Source organism: Amniculibacterium aquaticum, from assembly GCF_003852705.1.
In the GTDB taxonomy this organism is placed as follows: Bacteria; Bacteroidota; Bacteroidia; order Flavobacteriales; family Weeksellaceae; genus Amniculibacterium; species Amniculibacterium aquaticum.
Map to the genome: position 1 here is coordinate 13,548 of NZ_REFA01000024.1, position 21,089 is coordinate 34,636.

At 37.5% G+C, this 21,089-nt stretch carries 13 protein-coding genes; 6 read left to right on the plus strand and 7 right to left on the minus strand.

Features of this window, described 5'->3' with window-relative positions; genetic code table 11:
* The first annotated feature begins 91 nt into the window (after positions 1-91).
* Together EIY84_RS09785 and EIY84_RS09790 are read left to right on the plus strand one after the other, a co-directional pair.
* The gene (locus EIY84_RS09785; RefSeq protein WP_124642682.1) at positions 92-2,347 is read left to right on the plus strand and encodes a T9SS type B sorting domain-containing protein; all 2,256 of its coding nucleotides are present in this window, start codon (positions 92-94) and stop codon (positions 2,345-2,347) included.
* Between the two features lie 111 nt (positions 2,348-2,458).
* Positions 2,459-4,075 carry a M1 family metallopeptidase gene (locus EIY84_RS09790; protein ID WP_124642684.1) on the plus strand — a complete coding sequence of 539 codons (1,617 nt, stop codon included), beginning with the start codon at positions 2,459-2,461 and terminating at the stop codon, positions 4,073-4,075.
* An 80-nt stretch (positions 4,076-4,155) separates the two neighbouring features.
* On the opposite strand, the gene EIY84_RS09795 is transcribed toward EIY84_RS09790, so the two are convergent.
* The 7 genes from EIY84_RS09795 to EIY84_RS09825 form a co-directional block, all read right to left on the minus strand.
* On the minus strand, positions 4,156-4,458 hold the full coding sequence (locus EIY84_RS09795; protein WP_241154774.1) for an ATP-dependent Clp protease adaptor ClpS: 303 nt from the start codon (positions 4,456-4,458) through the stop codon (positions 4,156-4,158).
* 17 nt (positions 4,459-4,475) lie between these two features.
* Positions 4,476-5,837: a hemolysin family protein gene (locus EIY84_RS09800; RefSeq protein WP_124642686.1), complete on the minus strand. Its 1,362-nt coding sequence runs from the start codon at positions 5,835-5,837 to the stop codon at positions 4,476-4,478.
* Between the two features lie 147 nt (positions 5,838-5,984).
* On the minus strand, positions 5,985-8,189 hold the full coding sequence (locus tag EIY84_RS09805; protein ID WP_124642687.1) for a TonB-dependent receptor plug domain-containing protein: 2,205 nt from the start codon (positions 8,187-8,189) through the stop codon (positions 5,985-5,987).
* 37 nt (positions 8,190-8,226) lie between these two features.
* Complete coding sequence (gene kdsA / locus EIY84_RS09810) at positions 8,227-9,036, minus strand: 3-deoxy-8-phosphooctulonate synthase (RefSeq protein WP_124642689.1); 810 nt, start codon at positions 9,034-9,036, stop codon at positions 8,227-8,229.
* Complete coding sequence (locus tag EIY84_RS09815; RefSeq protein WP_124642692.1) at positions 9,017-9,889, minus strand: hypothetical protein; 873 nt, start codon at positions 9,887-9,889, stop codon at positions 9,017-9,019. Before EIY84_RS09815 ends, kdsA begins: the two co-directional genes overlap by 20 nt.
* Positions 9,890-9,951: 62 nt before the next feature.
* Complete coding sequence (locus EIY84_RS09820) at positions 9,952-11,430, minus strand: hypothetical protein (RefSeq protein ID WP_241154775.1); 1,479 nt, start codon at positions 11,428-11,430, stop codon at positions 9,952-9,954.
* A gap of 77 nt (positions 11,431-11,507) precedes the next feature.
* A complete protein-coding gene (locus EIY84_RS09825) occupies positions 11,508-14,993 on the minus strand; it encodes a glycosyltransferase family 117 protein (protein ID WP_124642696.1) in 3,486 nt (1,161 codons plus the stop codon).
* A gap of 374 nt (positions 14,994-15,367) precedes the next feature.
* Here EIY84_RS09825 and EIY84_RS09830 point away from each other — a divergent pair, with 374 nt between their 5' ends.
* From EIY84_RS09830 to lpdA, 4 genes are all read left to right on the plus strand, one after another.
* Positions 15,368-16,405: a PLP-dependent cysteine synthase family protein gene (locus EIY84_RS09830; RefSeq protein WP_124642698.1), complete on the plus strand. Its 1,038-nt coding sequence runs from the start codon at positions 15,368-15,370 to the stop codon at positions 16,403-16,405.
* A 97-nt stretch (positions 16,406-16,502) separates the two neighbouring features.
* Positions 16,503-17,774 (plus strand): aminotransferase class I/II-fold pyridoxal phosphate-dependent enzyme, encoded by a 1,272-nt coding sequence (locus tag EIY84_RS09835; RefSeq protein ID WP_187478573.1) that lies wholly within the window; start codon positions 16,503-16,505, stop codon positions 17,772-17,774.
* An 87-nt stretch (positions 17,775-17,861) separates the two neighbouring features.
* Positions 17,862-18,953, plus strand: a complete 1,092-nt coding sequence (locus EIY84_RS09840) for a glycosyltransferase (RefSeq protein WP_124642702.1) — start codon at positions 17,862-17,864, stop codon at positions 18,951-18,953.
* A 99-nt stretch (positions 18,954-19,052) separates the two neighbouring features.
* Positions 19,053-20,456, plus strand: a complete 1,404-nt coding sequence (lpdA, locus tag EIY84_RS09845; RefSeq protein WP_124642704.1) for a dihydrolipoyl dehydrogenase — start codon at positions 19,053-19,055, stop codon at positions 20,454-20,456.
* Positions 20,457-21,089: the final 633 nt, after the last annotated feature.

A 21,089-nucleotide genomic window follows, 5' to 3' on the forward strand; every position in this document is an offset into this window, starting at 1 on the left:
GTTCGTTTTTTTTATTTATTAATACATATTGTTTAAAATAAAAGCCATATATTTATCAAAAACTTATATTAACCAGTATTAACGAATGAATATGCGAAAATCTCTATCGGCGTTGCTTTTTATTTTCATCTTTTTTAATTATCAATTTTTACAATCTCAAACCTATCAACTCACCGGAAATCCTGTAAATACCAACGGATGGTCTTTGGTGTCCAATGCGATTGTAAGTACGGATTTTGTGCAGTTAACAGCCGATCAAGGAGGTTTGTACGGAGCCATCAAACTCAATGATCCTATTAATCTTAAATATTGTGATAAATGGAAAGTGGAGTTCGATTTTCGAATTGATGGAAACGGAACGACAACCTACGGCAGAGGTGATGGTTTTACTTTCTGGTATTTGTCCAATCCCCCAACGGGTTTTGTCTCTGGTGGCGGATTGGGAATTCCCGCAAATGCCTCGGGTTTAATGGTTGGATTTGATATTTTTAACAACACCACAGAAGGGCAGATGAGTAAAATTCATTTGTTGTACGGCACCAATAATACGCCAGGAAATAATATAGAATTTAACAACACCCCCGGAAGTACATTTCATTCGCCAGATCTAATTTCTACACAACCTTTCGTTGGTCCTACCTTTAAACATGTTGTTGTAAATGGAGAGGTTGATCCTGCCAATCCCAACAATTGGATCATAAAAATCACTATGGACAATGTGCAAATCGTCAATCAATCTTTTGCACCTTCCAATGGAGCAATTGGCATGGGACAGGGTTATTTCGGGTTTTCTGCTGCAACAGGTGGTGCCAGTGCTAGGCATTCCATAAAAAATGTAAAAGTTTATGTTGATAAAGTACCTATTTTTCAAAACAATATTACTCCAGAGGTGTGCATCAATCCCAATACCAATTTGGGTTCTGTAGATCTTACACAGTACGAAAATCAGTTTGTTGCCAATCCGGCAAATTATACTTTTACTTATGTGGTGCAGGGGAGTACAACACCGGTGGCCGATCCAAGCAACTTTCAATATACTGGAAATACCAATGTGCAGGTGATTATTAAGGATCCTACAGCAACTTTGTGTGATAATGGAGATGGAATTATTGAACTCCATCCAACGCCTTTTGTAGCCAATGATGCGATTTTGACCTCTTGTCAAAATAACAATTCAGGACTTGCTACTTATGATCTTACCACGGCCAATGTGATTAATGACCCTACGGCAACCAAAAAATATTTTGCAACGATGGCCGATCTCAATGCCGGGATAGAGATTCAGAATCCATTTGTTTATACCTCTCCAACTACTGATGTCTATGTGTTGGTGACCAGTGCCAATGGCTGTTCGAGTATTGCAAAAGTTTCACTTCAAATTTATTTGAACGCATTGGTAAACGATCAAACTTTGAAAACCTGTTTCTTAGAAAATCTTACAACCAACGGAATTTTTAATCTTACCCAAGCCAATGTTACAGGGACTCCAGGAGTGGTGAAAAAGTATTATCCATCACCAACCGATGCCGTTAACGAGACCAACGAAATTCTTAATCCAACGGTTTATAATGCTCCATCGGGATTTGTTTTTGTGAAAGTGAGCACCAATCAAGGCTGTTATAACATTGCTAAAATTACTTTACTTGTAGAGCTTCCTCAACCTTCACCGATTCTTAAAGATCAAATAATTTGTACAGAAGATACGACAACTTTGGATGCAGGTCCCGGTTATATAGCATACGAATGGAGCACAGGAGCGACCACTTCATCCATAAGCAATATTGGTGTTGGTGATTATTGGGTGAAACTAAGCAAAGACGGTTGCACAACTTTGCAAAAAGTTAAGGTGATCCCTGCTGAAGTACCCACGATTACCCATGTCGATGTAACCAATGCAACACTTTCTGTTGTTGTTTTTGGTGGAAAAGCGCCGTATCAATATTCAATAGACAATATTAATTGGCAATCATCCAATGTTTTTACGGGTGTATTTAGAGGACAAGTAAAAATTTATGTCAAAGACGAAAGCAACTGCCAACCCATTATCACCGAAGTTACCGTACCCAATTTGGTGAATCTCATTACGCCAAATGACGATGGTTACAACGACACAATCGATTATTCGGCATTGGGTTATAAAAAAGATTTTACATTTACCGTTTTTGACCGTTACGGAGTGGTAGTTCATCAGGCCAATAAAAACAACAATTACAAGTGGGACGGAAAATTGGGAGGTCGAAAACTGTCAACCGGTACCTATTGGTATGTTATCACTTGGAAAGAAAACGATATAAAAGAAACCCCTATTAAATTTTCCGGGTGGATCATGCTTAAAAATAGAGATTAATTTTATTAAGAATATCGTGGAGCGGCTTCGGTCGCTTTTTTTTTATTTAAAAGGGTGTAAACTGGGATTGCTCAGATTATTTCTTATTTTTGAATTGATAATTGAAAACGAATGAAAAAAGGACTCGCTTTATTGCTATTGTCAAATTTGGTTTTGGCACAAAATTTAACAAAACAAGATACTTTGAAAGGCAGTAATACCGCATACAGAGATTTTTGGGATGTTAAAAAATATACCATTTCTGTTGAACCCAATTTTGAGAAAAAATCACTGCAAGGATACAACGAGATATCTTTCGAAATCTTGAAAGACACTACGACTCCAACTTTTCAAATCGATCTGCAACAGCCTATGGATTTTCGTTTGGTTAATGATATAAATGATGGTTTTACAGTGGAAAGAACAGGAGATTTTATCTTCATCAAATCCAATAAAAATTATAAAAAAGGTGAAAAAGGAAAACTGAAAATCGAATTTTTCGGAGAACCAAGAATTGCTAAAAATGCCCCTTGGGATGGAGGTTGGGTTTTTGCTCAGGACAGTTCCGGAAAGCCTTGGATGTCTGTTGCCCAAGAAGGTGATGGCGCCTCGCTTTGGCTGCCCATCAAAGATATTTGGAGTGACGAACCGGAGAATGGCATTCAGCTTAAAATCATAACTGCCGAAGATTTGGTCGGAGTAGGGAATGGACGATTAATTTCTACAGAAAAGAGCAACGGTAAAAAAGCGTGGACTTGGGAAGTGAAAAATCCCATCAATGCGTATTCCATAGTGCCAACCGTTGGTAACTTGGTCAATTATAAAGACCATTATTTGGGCGAAAAAGGAAATTTGGACTTGGATTATTGGGTTTTGGCCGAAAATTTATCCAAAGCCAAACAACAGTTTCAACAAGTAAAACCCATGCTAAAAGCTCTAGAATTCTGGTTTGGTCCGTATCCTTTCTACGAAGATTCCTACAAGATTGTTGAGACACCTTACTTGGGAATGGAGCATCAAAGCAATGTTGCCTACGGTAACCACTACGAAAACGGATATTTGGGAAGGGATCTTTCTGGGACCGGAGTAGGATTGAACTGGGATTTTATCATCGTTCATGAGAGTGGACACGAGTGGTTTGCCAACAACATCACCGCCAAAGATCAAGCCGATATGTGGATTCATGAAAGCTTTACCAGCTATTCCGAAACGCTGTTTACGGAAAAATTTATGGACAAAATCTCTGCCGATAGATATGTACAAGGAACACGACGAGCCATTTTGAACGACATACCTATCATTGGAGCGTATGGTGTAAGAGGCAAAGGTAGTGGAGACATGTACTACAAAGGGGCCAATATGCTGCATACCATACGACAGGTGATCGGCGATGACGAGAAATTTAGATCCATACTTCGGGGTCTTAACAAGGATTTCTACCATCAAACGGTGACCACCAAGCAGGTGGAAGAGTACATAAACGCCAAGTCCGGAATGGATTTCTCATCGGTATTTGATCAGTATCTTAGAACAACCAAAGTGCCTGTTTTGGAATATTATTTCAAAAAAAATAAAGTTTATTTTCGTTGGCAAAATACCGTTGAAGATTTCACAATGCCTTTAAGATTTGGAGATTACACCATTGTGCTATTATCCGACAAGTGGGGGAAAATGAAAATTAAAAAAAATACTCAGTTTGAGTTTAATAAAAATTACTACATACACTATAAGGAAGTAAAGGGAAAATAAAAGATTCTACAATCGTTTTCATAACACAAAAAACTACCCCAGTCGGAGTAGTTTTTTTTATGATGTTCGTGGGGCTTTTGTTAAACAATTTCACTGGTCAAAGACTTAGAAATTAGTTTTTCGTGCATGGGTTTTAGCAGATCCATGCTTCCCGTTTTTACAGTGGCTTTGCCTTTGTAATGAACCAGTATGGTACATTGTTCTGCCTGTTCTAAGGTGTGTTTGCAAATGTCTATCAGGCAATCGATCACATAATCGAAGGTGTGGATGTCGTCATTATGAAGGACCAATTTATAGACTTCGTCGGTATCGTCCAATACCAAAACATCCTCTTCATATTTCCTTTTCGGATCGTCGTATAAATACATATCGTCAATATTCATTGCTCAAAATAAAAAAATTAATTTTCGCTAATTTCATCCATCATAGTGTCCATGATGTTTTTAGGATCGTAGGTTAACTCGACCAATTCGACACTTTTATTTTGCATTTTTAAAATTTTGAAATGGTAATCGTAAAAGTCGAATTCTTGATTTTCTTCTGGGATGTCTCCCAATTCATGCATGATAAAACCGGACAAGGTGTTATAATCTCCTTCTTCTGAAAGAGGTAATTTTTTTGGAAGGTATTCGTTGATTTCATCCAAAGGTTGTGTCGATTTGATCCAGAAAATATTGTCGCCAATTCGGTCCACCATTTTTTCTTCTTCGTCTTCTTCATCTTGGATCTCACCCACCAATTCTTCCAAAATATCTTCCAAAGTGATGATGCCTTCGGTACCACCAAACTCGTCGATAACGATGGCCAAGTGTTGTTTCTTTTGTTGGAAAACCTTTAATAAGTCTGAAATTTTCTTGGATCCCACCACAAAAAATGGCTCACGAAGGTAATCTTTAAAATCAAAATGCTCCAACTCTCCTTTGTGTTTTACATAGGCACGAATAATTTCTTTGGTATAAAAAATCCCGATGATGTTATCGATAGAGTCTTCGTAAACGGGCAATCTGGAGTATCCGCTTTCTAATATTTTATTCAAAATTTCTTCCTTTTCATCGGTGATGTCAATGGATAAAATATTTTGTCTAGGCACCATGATTTGTTTTGCCGAATGGTCGGTAAAGTCAAATGCATTTTTGATGATTTCGTAATTCTCTTCCTCTATTTCTCCAGAGTCTGCACTTTGTTTTACCAAAAGTTGCAACTCTTCGGACGAGTGAATGTCTTGCTCCGATGCCGGATGGATGTTGATGATCCTAAGGAATGCATTGGAAAGAACATTCATAGACCAAATAAACGGCTTGAAAAGATTAGTGAAAACACGAAGTGGATAGGATATGAATAATGCCGTAGGTTCTGGTTTTCTAATCGCAATGGATTTAGGGACCAACTCACCAAAAACGATGTGCATAACCGTGATTAATAAGAAACTGGCCACCATGGAAACTGTAGTGATGGTTCCGGCTGAAAATTCTATTCCCATGGTCGTGAAAAGACTCATAAAAACATGTTCTAAAGCACTTTCTCCTACCCATCCTAATGCTAGAGAAGCGAGGGTAATGCCTAATTGTGTTGCTGATAGATAGGCGTCCAGATGTTTTAGGATGTGTTCTGCCTGCTTTGCCATGGTGTTTCCTTCGGCGGCTTTCAGCTGGATTTGGGAGTATCTAACTTTTACGATAGAAAATTCTGCGGCTACGAAAAAGCCATTGAGTAAAACGAGGAAAAGGGCAATGAAAATCTTGACTAAACTGTCGGGGTCCATGTATTTAAGTTATGTATAATTTACAAATATATAGATATTTTTTTAATGTGCATTTATTTGTTCAATAAGAAGGATGCAATCAAGCATTTGATAATGCAACGGTTGGTAATAAAAAAACACTCTGGAAATAGAGTGCTTTTTTAAAATTTATTTTATTCTAAATTCTAATTTTACATTGAAAAATCTACCGGTTAACCGGGTCGGTACCGGATAGATGTATTGGGTATTGACATCGGTAACCCATTGGTTAGCAACCGTATTGTTGATATTGAAGGCATTGAAAACTTGTACGCCCAAAGTAAGTTCGTCAAAAGCTCCCCAAAATCCCCAACGATCGTTCTTTTCTTTAGGATCTATAAAAACATAGGACAATCCCATATCCACTCTTTTGTAAGACGGCAAAGTCCTTTGGAATTGGTAAGAATTGCTGTATGGAGGTGCTCCTGTTGGCAATCCCATGGCATATACTCCCGTTAGGTTTACCCTCATTTTTGGGAATTTTGGCATGTAGTCTTGGTAGAAAATGGCAAACCTGAATCTCTGATCGGTTGGTCTTGCAATATCACCTTGATTGTCGATGTTTTCAAAAGCACGAGCGTAACTTGCCGAGATCCACGACTCTACACCGGGTACAAATTGTCCGTACAATCTGGTGTCTATTCCGTAGGCATAACCTGTGGCATTGTTCTGCCCGGTATATTTTATCCTAACATTGTCCATATAAAACGGAATTAGTTGATCCATTTTTTTGTAATACAATTCGGTAGTCAGTTTGAAAGGTCTATCGTACATATCGAATTCATAATCATTGGCCAAGATCATCTGTAGGGATCTTTGAGATTTGATGTCCGAATTGAAACTGCCGTCCAAATCTTTTATTTCTTTGTAAAAAGGTGCTTGGTAATAGATCCCACCGGATAATTTAAAGAGCATGTCCGCTTCCCAATCGGGTTTTATGGCAAATTGTGCCCTTGGCGAAAAAATGGTTTCTTTGTTGTACGACCAATTCGAAACTCTAGCTCCGGCATTTAAAAATACTTTTGAACTTCCCCACATCAACTTTTGAGAATATTGCAAATAGGCCGATAGTCGGGTAGGAGAGATGGCATTGTTTCCGGCAATGTAATGCTTTAGTTCCAAAGCCGATCCGTCCAATGTTCCAGGATTGGTAACCACTCTCGGGACGCTGTATCCTATGGAGTCGATCAGTTGCCATTCGTTGGTGAAATCTTTTAGGTTTTCTTTTTCATATTTGAAACCTACTTCGATATCAGTATTTACATTAGGAGAAAATTTTGTTCTCAGTTGGGATCCGTAGGTTTTTACCAATAAATCGTTTCTGGCATGATCGATTTGCCCACCCACATCATAAGAAGTTACAGGCTCTCCGGTTACTGGATCAAAAGTTTGCAACATGTAGGCAGAAGCTGTGGTGTAGTATTCTCTTTCCCGGTTTTGGTATGCAAAACCATCCAAAGTAATTTTTACTTTTTTTGAAGGTTTGTAGGTGATGCTTCCTGTACCCATCATGTTTTTGTACTGGTCGTTCTCTTTTCCGTTGTAGTACACGGTGAGCTTTAGTGGGGTGAGCAAACTACCAAAATCGACTTCTTTTTTCTTAGGAATCATTTCGTAATCGTTCTTGGACCAAAACCCAACAAATGAAACCGAAAGTTTCGGGTTGATGTGGTAGTTGATGTACGATTGGAAATCCATATATTTTGGGTTGAAGTCCGTATCTTCCTTCAAAGTATTCAGTACCAAATTGGTATTTCGGTAACGAGCAGAGATAAGTGCCGTAAGTTTTTTGTCTCGAGTAGCAAAACCGGTTGACAATCTCCCTCCAATCAAACTGGCTTCTCCGGCCACTTCAAATTTTTCTGGTTCTCGGTAATAAATATTAAGTGCCGATGACATTTTGTCGCCGTATTTGGCTTCGAAACCACCCGCAGAAAAATTAACCGAGGAAACCATATCCGGGTTGATGATGCTCATCCCTTCTTGCATGGAGTTTCGAATTAAAAAAGGTCTATAAATCTCTATATCGTTGATGTAGATTAGGTTTTCGTCATAATTTCCACCTCTTACCATGTATTGTGAAGAGAGTTCGGTGTTGGAGTTCACCGAAGGCAAAGTCTTTATTAGTCCTTCGATACCACCAGAGATTGAGGCAATCTGTGCAGCTTCTTTTGCCGAAATTTTCACACGGGTAAGGTCGGTGTTTTTCTGAGCATTCCTTTTTTGGAAAACCACTTCTTCTATGTTTGATTCTCTTGCTGTTGTATCTTTTTTACTCTGAGCGATAAAAAATACAGGTAAAGAAACCAGAGATGTGAGGATAAGTTTTTTCAAACGAGGTGAGTTTTTATGAGGTTGATGAGTTTTATTTCTAATTAATTGCTTTTCTAATCTTGGTTAATTTCCCCAAGAGGTCATCCAAAAGATCCAATTTCAGCATATTGGCTCCATCGGATTTTGCACACGAAGGATCCGGATGGGTTTCTATAAAAAGTCCATCTGCACCCACAGCAATTCCGGCTTTGGCAATGGTTTCTATAAGCTCTGGTCTCCCGCCGGTAACTCCAGATTCTTGGTTGGGTTGTTGCAAAGAGTGGGTGATGTCCAGGATAACCGGGGCGTATTTTTGCATCGTAGGAATCCCACGGAAATCTACAACCAAATCGGTATATCCGAAAGAATTTCCTCTTTCGATAATGCCGACTTTATCGTTGCCGGAGTCTTTCACTTTTTGTACGGCAAATTGCATGGATTCAGGAGACAGAAATTGTCCTTTTTTCAGCGTTACTACCTTTCCGGTTTTTGCTGCTGCAACGACCAAATCGGTCTGTCTAACCAAGAAAGCGGGGATTTGCAATACATCAACATATTGTGCAGCAAGAGCGGCATGCTCGTTTTCGTGGATGTCGGTTGTGGTTGGGATGTTGAAATGTTGTCCTACTTTCTTGATGATCTCAAGGGCTTTCAGGTCACCAATTCCTGTAAAAGAATCGACTCTGGAGCGGTTGGCTTTTTTAAAGCTTCCTTTAAAAATGTAGGGGATTTCGTATTTGTTTGTTATTGCAATTACTTTTTCTGCAATTTCAAAAGCCAACTCTTCGCTTTCTATGGCGCATGGACCGGCAATTAGGAAAAAGTTATTTGAATTTTTGTGTTGGATGTTATGAAGATGTTGTATCATTTTTTTGTATTGTAGATTCTAAAAGTTCTATTTGTTTTTTATATCGTTCTGTATCGAATTCTTTTTTAAATTCTATCAACCATTTTTTAGCAATATCATTTCTTTTTTTGTGACTGCTGTGAAGGATCAGGTTGCTTATGGCTTCGGCTTTGTAAGTCGGGATTTTAAAATTTGAAATATTATTAACGATGAATTTTTCAGTTTCTGTAATTTTGGATTGATTGAGTAAAGAATAGATGTATTCTTTATAAATTAATTCGTCTTTGAAATTGTTTTTAAAGGCTTCGTCACAAATTTGTTCTGCCTCGGGAAATTTTCCTAAAGCATTGTAGGAAAAAGCCAATTCAAAATAGAATTTATTGTTGAAGAATTTTTCACTTCTTAACTTTTCTAAGATGGGCAGGGCAAGTTGTGGAGCATTGCCACCGTTCAAAGAGCTGGCTCTATTTAATTTTTTTTCTTGATCCGTATCATTTGTTTTATAAAATTTTAACCATTCCGGTTCTGCTTCTAGCTTAGATTTTTCAATAAATGTTTGTGGTACTTTAGAAACTTTCAAAGCAAAATTTTCTATTCTAAAAATAATAAAAGCATGCTCTGCTTTGGGATCTTTTTTTAAAATTATATTGTCATTTTCATCACTGAGTATTTCTCCGATGTGCCTATAACTGTAACCCGCCATAGAGTCGTAATATACATAACCAAAAGTATATTGCTTGGGTGTTTTGCTTTCAGTAGCAATGTATTGGTTTTCTGCTTCTGAAATTGGAGTGTCAAATTTTAAATCACTGGTTTTTTGTGCGAAACCAAAAGTGAATGATGTTATTAAAAATGCAATTGAAATTTTTTTCATGTTGTTTTTTACAGAGAATCAAAAATATTGAAATTAAATGATATATTAATTGACTATCGGGATTATTTTCTTTGGTAAAGGTTGTAATCCGTCCCCGATGGTTTTAGTCTGTAGATTTTCTCCAAAATTTTATTGTTGGATTTCAGATGGTCTTTAATTCTAAATTCTTTGATGAGTTTATAATTTTCCTTGTAATAATCGGCATTTTCGTCTTGCGAAAGGTCCTTGTAAGAAAGCAAATATTTTGGTTTTCTGTTCTTGATGGTGTTAATTTTATAATGGGATTTGTCCTTTTTTATTTCATCTTGAATTTTTTTATCGACCAATCCCACTTCGTCAATGGTTTTTAGATGCGAGAAATACGGAACATAACCTGCAGGTTCTAAAAAGATCCATTGGTTTTTATCTTTTTCTATACTGTCCAGGTACAAGCCGATGTATCTTCTATAATTCCACTCTCCATTGCCTGTGGCGATAGAATGCACGGTTTGAAAGGCTACCATGGGCAAAATGTAAAAAATAATTAAGAGTGAAAGCCAAAGTTTTCTCTTCCTTTCTTGTTCCAAAATCAAGATCAAAATAGGGACAAAAAGCAGAATTTGTGGTACCCAGTAATACCAATCGAATAGGCTTTTTTGTGAAATGAATATCAACTGTTTTGCCCAACCAAAAATAAAAACCATCCATAGAAAACGGTTTCTTTCTTCTTTCTTTTTGATGATGAAAATGAAAGCTAAAATTTCGAATACAAGAACCACCCAAGTAATCGGGTTGATGGCTCCGGGAAGCTTTATCATTCCCCAAAAGTTTCCATAATTCAAATAAAAATATTCCCAGTTTTGTGCCGTGGTAAAGCTTCTGTCGTAGGTCAATTGTTTTGCTGTGATGGTGTTGTTCACCACTTCGTGGAAGTACAAGCTATTGAATCCGAAAACGACACCAAGTCCCAAAATTCCCCCCAAAATATAAGACCATCGGATTTTTTTTGTCCAAATAAGATCCACCAAAAAGACAATTCCTAGGAAAATTACCGTATCTATTCTTGCAAACAATATGAGAATGGGGAAGAGGATGAGCGCCCATTTTTTCTCTCTGAAAAACCCAAAATAAATTAAACTCATCTCTAAGAAAAACAACAACCCGTACTCCATACCCAAAATAGAAATCTTAATGGAGGGTGGCAGTATCCCAAATAAAAAGATGAATACAGCTTGATGCCAGACATCTTTTAGTAATACTTTCGACAGCAGATAAGAGCCTATTGTAAATAATATGGAGTTGAAAATTAAAAGTGGATAGACAAAGTTGATTTTCCCAAAAAGTAGATTGAAAAAATAAGAGGTAAACATGTACAAGTGCGTGGTCGATGAGGATATTTTCTCTGCTCCATTAAAACCGATCACTCCATAATCCAACAGGTTTTGTGCGACCCTCCAAGTGATGAGTGCATCTTCCTGAATGTGTTGGGTTGCTAGAAAAATCAGTTTGAAAAGAATGGTGAAAATTACTGCGTAAACCGGTATTTTGTTTGTGTTTTTCAAGTCTATGTATTTTTGTGCTTTGCAAATATAATTTTTAAAAAGAGAATAAAAAAACGGACATTGCTGTCCGTTCTGTTTTATTGGGTTACCTTGATAATGGCGTTGGTAATCTGGCTTTCTTTCTCTTTGGAATAAGTGGAGTCGTAAGGATCCATCACATCAAATAAGTATTGGTAAAATGGGGTGATGTTTTGTACTTTTTCCGATTCTTTCATGGCTTTTTCCTTGCCGATCATTTCCAAATCTTTTACAAATTCGTTAAAGCGTTTGTCGATTGGTGTTAAGGATTTGCTAATGTAATCGTAGGCCTTGTCCTTTTGTCCCATTCTTTCATAAGCATCCGCAACAGCACTCACCACAAGAGAGTATTCCATTGGTTTTACCCTCATTTCTCTTTTAACAAATTTTTGCTCTTTAGCGCTTAGTCCCAAGTAATAATCGTATTCTTTGAAGATGGTTTTCTTAAGTTCGTCGGCCATTTTCAGTCCTTTGGCTTCTTGTCCGGAAGCGATATATCCAGTAACCAAATAGCTCAACGATCGCACATCGGAATATTTGCTTGCCGGGATTTCAGCATTTGCCAAATCCAAAAGTTCAGTTGCTTTTTGTTTTTCTCCCATTTTTGCCAAAGCCTGAGCAGCTCTAGAAGCCGTGCTTCTGTAAGTGATGATGTTGGAGGTGCAGGTTTCATCAAAATGTACATTTAGATCTTTAAAGTTGCCCCATTTGAAGTTTTTCACCACTTGATACAGTTGGTTGCCGTCCACTCTTCCGATTTCGCCACTGGCATCTTGTTTCGTATATATCGGTACCAAACGGAAACTGAATCCGTCCATCTGAAGATAATTTTGAAGGAAAAAAACATTTTCATCATCATAAATTCCACCATTTGAGAAGCTGATCGGTCTTTTCCAATCGAAGTTGGCCAAGATGTCCATAAGCATCAAATTGTTTTTAAACATCGACGATTTTTTATAATCGATAACGATTTGATCTGCAGCCAATGCAGCATCTTTTGCTGTGATAATTCCTGCTTTTACCGCATTTTCTTTATTCACTGGAAGTATGAATTTACTAACCGGCAAGAAGTTGAACTTTTCGTACTTTTCTTCACCGAAAATCATTTTCAAGATCTCGTCTTTCTCCGCAGATTTATGTTTTATGAAGTTAATGGCTTCCTTCATGGTCATGGAATCTTGAGTGATGAACTTCCTAAATCCAGCAAAAGCAGTTTCCGGAGCTCCTTGTTCTTGCAAATTGTCGAAAATTCCTTTCCAATCGTTCGGTGTCATCAGATAGATTTGGTCGTTGGTGCCTTCTCTATATTCGTTATGAGAAAGTACACTTGGTACAGGCATGGCATTGTAAGTTCTTCTTTTTACTTGGTCAATATTCCAAGGGGTAGAAAGTAGGGTAAAGTTGACCACTTTCACATCGTCACGGAAGTTTTCAGTTTCTTGTATCGCCCAAACCGGATAGGTGTCGTTGTCACCGTACACAAATATGATGTCGTTTTTTGGCAAAGATTTCAGTACAGAATAGGCGTAATCGTGAGCCGCCTCTCTACCACTTCTGTTGTGTGGTGTATAATTTTGGAAGCCCATCATTAGCGGAATACCCAACAAGATCACTCCGGCTACAATATTAATTCCATTGGATTTTATTTTTTGTTGAATAAACCACAAGATAGCCGCAGCTCCCAAACCAATCCAAATGGCAAATGCGTAGAACGAGCCCACCATGGCATAGTCTCTCTCCCTAGGTTCGAAAGGCTTTACTCCGGTATAAAAAACAATTCCTATACTGGTAAGTACAAATAAAGATAGGATGGCGTAAAATCTGCCGAAATCGCGGTTCAGTTGGAAGAAAAAGCCGATTAACCCTAGCAAAAGTGGCAAGAAAAAGAATTTAACCGTACTTTCATTGTTGAATTTTGCAGGCATTTTACTCATATCTCCAACATTGGCTTGGTCAATAAACGGAATTCCGGAAATCCAATTTCCTTTGGTGTTTTCCATATTTCCCTCCAGGTCATTTTGTCTTCCAACAAAATTCCAAAGAAGGTATCTCACAAAATAATATCCGTTTTGGAAAGTGAAAAAATAATCTAAATTTTGTGATAAACTAGGTCTTTGAACATTGATTAAGTCGTATTTTTTGGCTTGAAGATAATCCTCCAGCTTGATGCTTTTGTCTTCGTATTTGGATCGCAAATCTTCAAAAATTTGTTTGGCTTCCGGACTGTCTGCTATGGCTTCGTTGGAATAGTTGAAGGTGAAGTCCGGTGCGCCGTACATGCTGATGTAGTTGGACATAACATCCTGACTTTCGTTGAACATTCTTGGCATAAAACTCACATGGGCCGGGTTGTACACATAATCAAATCTTCTGCCTACCTCGCGGTACTCTCCAGATTGCTCGTCTTTTTCATAAATTACTCCTTTGTCCACACTTTTATAGCTGCCGTCTTCATTTTTTTCAATGCCATTTGCATCCAAATAAGCGGTGTAGTTTTGTCCGTAGATGGTTGGCCAATCGCCGTATTGTACACGGTTGTAATAATCCAACATCCCAATGGCATTGTCCGGATCGTTCAGGTTCATCGGTGGGTTGGCATTGGCACGGATAGGGATAACCAACCAACACGAGAATCCAATAATCATGAAAACAACCGATAATGCTATGGTTTGTATAATTTTCCTACCCGATTTGTTGGCGTATTTAACAGCGAAATAACTCGCAAGAATCAATAAAATAAATGCAATGATGGTACCCGAATGGAAAGGCAATCCCAAACCGTTTACCGCGAATATTTCCGTTTTTCCAAAGAAAGTCATGATCACCGGGAAGATGATTTTGAAAACAAAACTCAGTACGACCAGAGTGATGGCATTGGCCCAAATGAATGATTTCCAAGAAAATGTGTAATTTCTAGCGTAGTACACCAAACAAACTGCCGGTATGGCCAACATGCACATCATGTGTACACCAACAGAAAGTCCGGTTACAAAAAAGATAAGGATAATCCATCTTTGGTTGTCGTTTTCGTGATATTCATTTTCCCATTTGGTGATGAGCCAAACAATCAAAGCAATAAACATGGAAGCCATAGAATATACTTCGCCTTCCACAGCCGAATACCAGAATGTGTCCGAAAAGGTAAAGGCTAAAGCACCGATAAGTCCTGAAAATAAAATGGAAATTTCTTGGTGTTTTGTGATCTCATCAAAATCTTTGTTTAGAAGTCTTCTTACCAAATGCGTGATGGTCCAAAACAAAAATAAAATGGTAAATGCACTAAACAAAGCCGACATGGCATTGATCACAATGGAGTACAGTTCGCCTTGTCCCATGGCAAAAATCGCCGCTACGGCTCCAACCAATTGAAAGAGAGCCGCTCCAGGAGCGTGGGTAACTTGAAGTTTTACAGCGGATGAAATGTATTCGCCACAGTCCCAAAAACTGAAACTCCTTTCCATGGTGCTAAGGTAAGTGGTTAGTGCAATGATGAAAACAACCCATCCCAAAAGGGTGTTCCATTTTTTAAATGTCCAATTTTTCATGATTTATTTATACAATTCTGCGAAAATAGTATTTTTCAATCATTTATTTGGAATTTTTAGTGAGAATCAAATCTTTTTAAAAGTATTTTAATCTTTTGAAAGTTTTTAATTTTATCACTCACTTTCTTGAAAGCTTAACGCCTTGATTTTTAGTTTTCAGTGAATAAGTATTTCAGATGTTTTTATCTAAATTAAGTGTGGTGAGTGATTTTTATTAAAAAATGGTTTGATTTTTGCAACCGAAAAGTGTTTTATAAATATTTGTAATTGTACTGTTTGTAGGTTTTTGAAAATTTTATTGACTTAAATCACAAGAATAAAAATATTTTTTTTATACTTTTGCAAACGGTTTTTTAGAGAAAAATGATAATATAATGACTAATGTTCACGATAACATTTTAGGATTAATTGGGAATACTCCGTTAGTAAAATTGAATGAAGTAACCAAACAATGTCCTGCAAAAGTTTATGCTAAATTAGAATCATATAATCCTGGGCACTCCACCAAAGACAGAATCGCTCTTCATATTATTGAAGCGGCAGAAAAAAAAGGTCTTTTGAAGCCCGGTTCAACTATTGTGGAAACAACTTCTGGGAATACAGGGTTCTCCATTGCTATGGTCAGCATCATCAAAGGATACAAATGCATCTTATCCGTAAGTGATAAAACCAAAGCCGAAAAGATTGCCTACCTTAAAGCTTTAGGTGCCGAAGTTCATATTTGTCCGGCCTCCGTTCCAGCAGATGACCCAAGATCCTATTACGAAGTTGCTAAAAGAATTGCTGCAGAAACTCCAAATTCTATTTACATCAATCAATATTTTAATGAATTGAATATTGATGCGCATTACCAAACAACAGGCCCTGAACTTTGGGAGCAAACCGAAGGTAAAATTACTCACATCTTGGCTTGTACCGGTACCGGTGGGACTCTTTCCGGAACTGCAAAGTTTCTAAAAGAAAAAAATCCAAACATCAAAGTAATCGGTGTAGATGCCGACGGTTCAATATTGAAAACCTACCACGAAACTGGAAAAATTGATCATTCTGAAATTCATTCCTACCAGATCGAAGGTCTTGGGAAAAATTTAATTCCTTCAGCTTTGTTGTTTGATAAAGTAGATGAATTTGTTCGTGTTAATGACGAAATGTCCGCATATTGCACCAGAGAAATTGCATTAAAGGAAGCTATTTTGGGAGGTTATACCACAGGAGCTGTACTGCAAGCGTTCAAACAATATTCAGAAGACAATCAATTATCAGAAAATGATTTGGTAGTTTTAATTTTCCCAGATCACGGTTCCCGATACATCACAAAAGTGTACAGCGATCAATGGATGGCGGATCAAGGTTTCGTAAATAATTGTGTTCACAATTATGACGAGGTTTTTAAAACAGAAGTTGTAAAATAATAATGAATAACAAAAACATAAATCAGTCTTTTACTCACCGTGAAAGACTGATTTATGTTTAATAATTAATAAAAAATTAATAAAAATTCGCAAAATGATAGATATTTTCGATAGAATAAAACAGAATCCTGGTCCTCTAGGACAATTTGCAGATTACGGAGAAGGGTATTTTATTTTCCCAAGATTAGACGGTCCTATCGGACCTAGAATGAAATTTCAAGGTAAAGAAGTGATTTTTTGGTCGGCCAACGACTATTTAGGACTTTGCAACCACCCGGAAGTTTTAGAAACCGATGCCAAAGCTGCTGCAGAATACGGAATGTTTTATCCTATGGGAGCCAGAGCCATGTCCGGAGAAACCGATAACCACCTGAAACTGGAAAAAGAACTAGCAGAATTTGTACAAAAAGATTCGGCATATCTTCTAAATTTCGGATATCAAGGGATGGTATCTACTATTGATGCTCTTGTCTCCAGACACGATGTTATCGTTTACGACTCCAACTCTCATGCGTGTATTGTAGATGGGGTTAGATTGCACATGGGAAAAAGCTTTATGTTCCGTCATAACGATATGGACAGCTTCGAAAAAAACATCAAAAGAGCAACAAAAGTAGCCGAAGAAAACGGTGGCGGTATCTTGGTAATCACCGAAGGTGTTTTTGGGATGACTGGACAACAAGGAAAACTGAAAGAAATTGTAGCGTTTAAAAAACAATATCCTTTCCGTCTATTGGTCGATGACGCTCACGGTTTCGGAACCTTGGGGAAAACAGGTGCCGGAGCTGGAGAAGAGCAAGGTTGCCAAGACGAAATCGATGTGTATTTCTCTACTTTTGCCAAATCCATGGCAGGATTCGGAGCATTTTTGGCCGGAAACAAAGAAATCATCAGATACCTAAAATTCAACCTTCGCTCTCAGATTTTTGCAAAATCCCTTACCATGCCAATGGTTTTGGGCGGATTGAAAAGATTGGAATTGCTAAGAACAAGACCAGAAATTAAAGCCAAACTTTGGGAAAATGTAAACAAACTTCAAAGTGGTTTGATAGAAAGAGGATTCAACTTAGGGAATACCAATACCTGTGTAACTCCGGTTTTCATGCAAGGAAGCCCCGTGGAAGCTACACTTTTGGTAAAAGATCTTAGAGAGAATTTCGGTATTTTTACCTCTGTGGTGGTCTATCCCGTTATTCCTAAAGGTATGATTTTGTTGAGACTGATCCCTACTGCTTCTCACACCGATTCCGAAATCAACGAAACACTAGCTGCTTTTGAAGCCATCCATGACAAATTGGTTTCTGGACAATACAAACAGCAAGCTGAACAATATTTGAAAGAAAATAATTTGAGTTTCAAAGAAATTTAATTTATTTTTGAATTAACTTAACTGCCCGATTTATTTAACTTTAATAAAAATAAATCGGGTATTTTTATGAAATAAAACAACCAATTGATGAAAGAAAATCCAAAAATTACAATCATCTTTATTCTACCGGATCTGGAAACGGGTGGTGCAGAACGCATTGTCGTGTCTTTGGCCAATCATTTACCAAGAGAAATTTTTATTCCAAAAATTTTGCTCCTACGAAAAGAAGGAGGGTATCTTTCTTTTGTAAAAGACGATGTTGAAATTATTGATCTCAAAACACAACGCATTCGCAACGGTTTGCTTCCAATTCTAAAAGAAATTAGAATAAGAAAACCCGAATTGGTCTTTTCTGGTTTTGGAGAGGTGAATGCCTATCTGTCTTTTTTTGTGAAATTTTTCCCAAAAACAAAATTTATCGCCAGAGAAACCAATGTAGTTTCCCAACATGTAACAAGAAAAGAAATTCGGTTTTTTTATAAATTCTACAACAATTACCACAAAATTATTTGCCAAAGCGACGATATGAAACAGGATTTGCTCCAAAATTTTCATATTCAAAATTCAAAAACAGTGAAAATCAACAATCCTGTAGATTTTGATTTTATCGAAAAGCAAAGTCGTGATGCTTTGGCTCCGCAAAAATTTTCTTCTGATTTCAAAAATGTTGTTGCAATCGGAAATTTGTCATCAAGAAAAGGTTTTGATCTCTTGTTAAATGTTTTTGCCCGTCTGAAAAATGAAAAAATCCTCTTGCACATCCTCGGAGATGGTCGTGATAAAGAATTGCTGTTGAATTTAAAAAAAGAATTAGGATTAGAAAATGTAATCTTTCATGGACAACAGAAAAATCCGTATCAATTTTTGAAGCATGCCGATTTATTTGTTCTTTCCTCTCGTTACGAGGGTTTCCCCAATGTACTTTTAGAGGCCGGTGCCTGTGGGACTTATTCCTTAGCCAACGATTGTCCGGGTGGGATTAGAGAAATTATCCTTCCGAATATTAACGGAGAAATAGAATATATTGAACAACCTGAAGCTTTTGCAGAAAAAATTAAAAGCATTCTTCAAAAAAAGTTCAATAGAGAAACGGTTAAAGAATCGATCAGATCTCGATTTTCTAAAGAAATTATTTTTCAAAGCTATTTTAATTTATTTCAAGATTTTAGAAATTGGTAATTTTTATTTTCTTGTAAAACTACCTTGTGATTTGTCATTCTAATCAATCAAATTTTTGTAAATTCGCCAAAAATTAATTTTAATAAAAAATACATAAAAATGTCACAGTTTGATGTTACCGTAATCGGTTCTGGTCCTGGTGGATATGTTGCAGCAATCCGTGCTGCTCAATTGGGTTTCAAAACAGCAATTATAGAAAAATATCCAACCATGGGTGGGACTTGTCTCAATGTAGGGTGCATCCCTTCCAAAGCATTGTTGGATAGTTCAGAACATTTCGAAAAAGCAAAACATGAATTTGCAGACTACGGAATTATCATCAACGAGCCTAAAGTAGATTTGGCTAAAATGATCGCCAGAAAAGATGCGGTTGTTGATCAAACTACAAAAGGAATTAGCTTTTTGATGGATAAAAATAAAGTAACCGTTTTCGAAGGTATCGGTAGCTTCGAGTCGGCTACTCAGATCAGAGTAACCAAAAACGACGGTTCTTCAGAAACTATCGAGTCCAAATACACCATCATCGCAACCGGTTCCAAGCCTTCTTCTTTGCCATTTATCAACATCGATAAAGAAAGAATCATCACCTCTACCGAAGCACTTAAGATGAAAGAAGTGCCGGAACACATGTTGGTTATTGGTGGTGGAGTTATTGGTCTAGAGTTGGGTTCTGTATATCTTAGGTTAGGAGCTAAAGTCACAGTAATCGAATTTATGGATAAGATAATCCCGGGTATGGACGGTGCTTTGTCCAAAGAACTACAAAAAGTACTTAAAAAACAAGGAATGAAATTCGAACTTTCTACAGCCGTTTCTGGTGTCGAAAGAAATGGAGATGCAGTTAAAGTTTCAGCAAAAAACAAAAAAGGCGAAGAAGTTGTTTTCGAAGGAGATTATTGTTTGGTCTCTGTAGGTAGAAAACCATTCACAGACGGACTAGGATTAGAAAAAGTAGGAGTAGAGCTGGATGAAAGAGGTAGAGTAAAAACCAACGACCACTTACAGACCAATATTTCTAACATTTATGCCATCGGAGATGTCGTGAAAGGAGCAATGCTTGCACACAAAGCCGAAGAAGAAGGGGTATTTGTTGTAGAAACTTTAGCCGGACAAAAACCGCATATCAATTATAACCTTATTCCAGGTGTTGTGTACACTTGGCCAGAAGTTGCCGGAGTAGGTAAGACCGAAGAGCAATTGAAAGCAGAAGGTGCCGCATACAAAGTGGGGAACTTCCCTATGAGAGCATTGGGTAGAAGCCGTGCCTCTGGAGATACCGATGGTTTTGTAAAAATATTGGCCGACGAAAAAACCGACGAAATCCTAGGATTCCACATCATCGGAGCTCGTGCAGCCGATCTAATTGCAGAAGGAGTTACCGCAATGGAGTTTCGTGCAAGCGCCGAAGACCTAACCCGTATGTCGCACGCGCATCCAACTTATGCAGAAGCCATTAAGGAAGCAGCATTAGACGCAACTGGCAAAAGAGCCATTCATATGTAATATCCAGTCACATACTTATATAAAAAGAGAGACATTTTTTGTTTCTCTTTTTTATTTGGGCACCTATTCCGCCCTCCGTTCCCGCTTTTTTATTTTTTTTGCAACCAAGCAGCCTTCAAAAGCAAAAAAAAAATAAAAAGAGCTCCACTCAGGTCGGGGTGCGACATCTCACTCATCTAATATTCTAGATTAACAAATTAACGAATATTCAACTTCACCCTCCTTCAAGGATTCACTATCCTTGAAGGATTTTATTCAGTACCGCCAATACTTCTCCATTATTTAAATCGACATCTCACTCATCTAATATTAAGATCAACATCAACATCAACATCAACATCAACATCAGCATCAACATATTCACGAATATTCAACTTCACCCACCTTCAAGGATTCCCCATCCTTGAAGGCGTTTATTCAGTACCACCAATTTTTCTCCTTCGTTTAAAGCAACATCTCACTCATCTAATATTCTAGATTAACAAATTAACGAATATTCAACTTCACCCTCCTTCAAGGATTCACCATTCTTGAAGGAGTTTATTCAGTACCGCCAATAATTCCCCACCATTTAAAGCGATCCTACATTTCCATCCACCAAACACCAAACACCAAAAACTAAAAAAAAGGCCA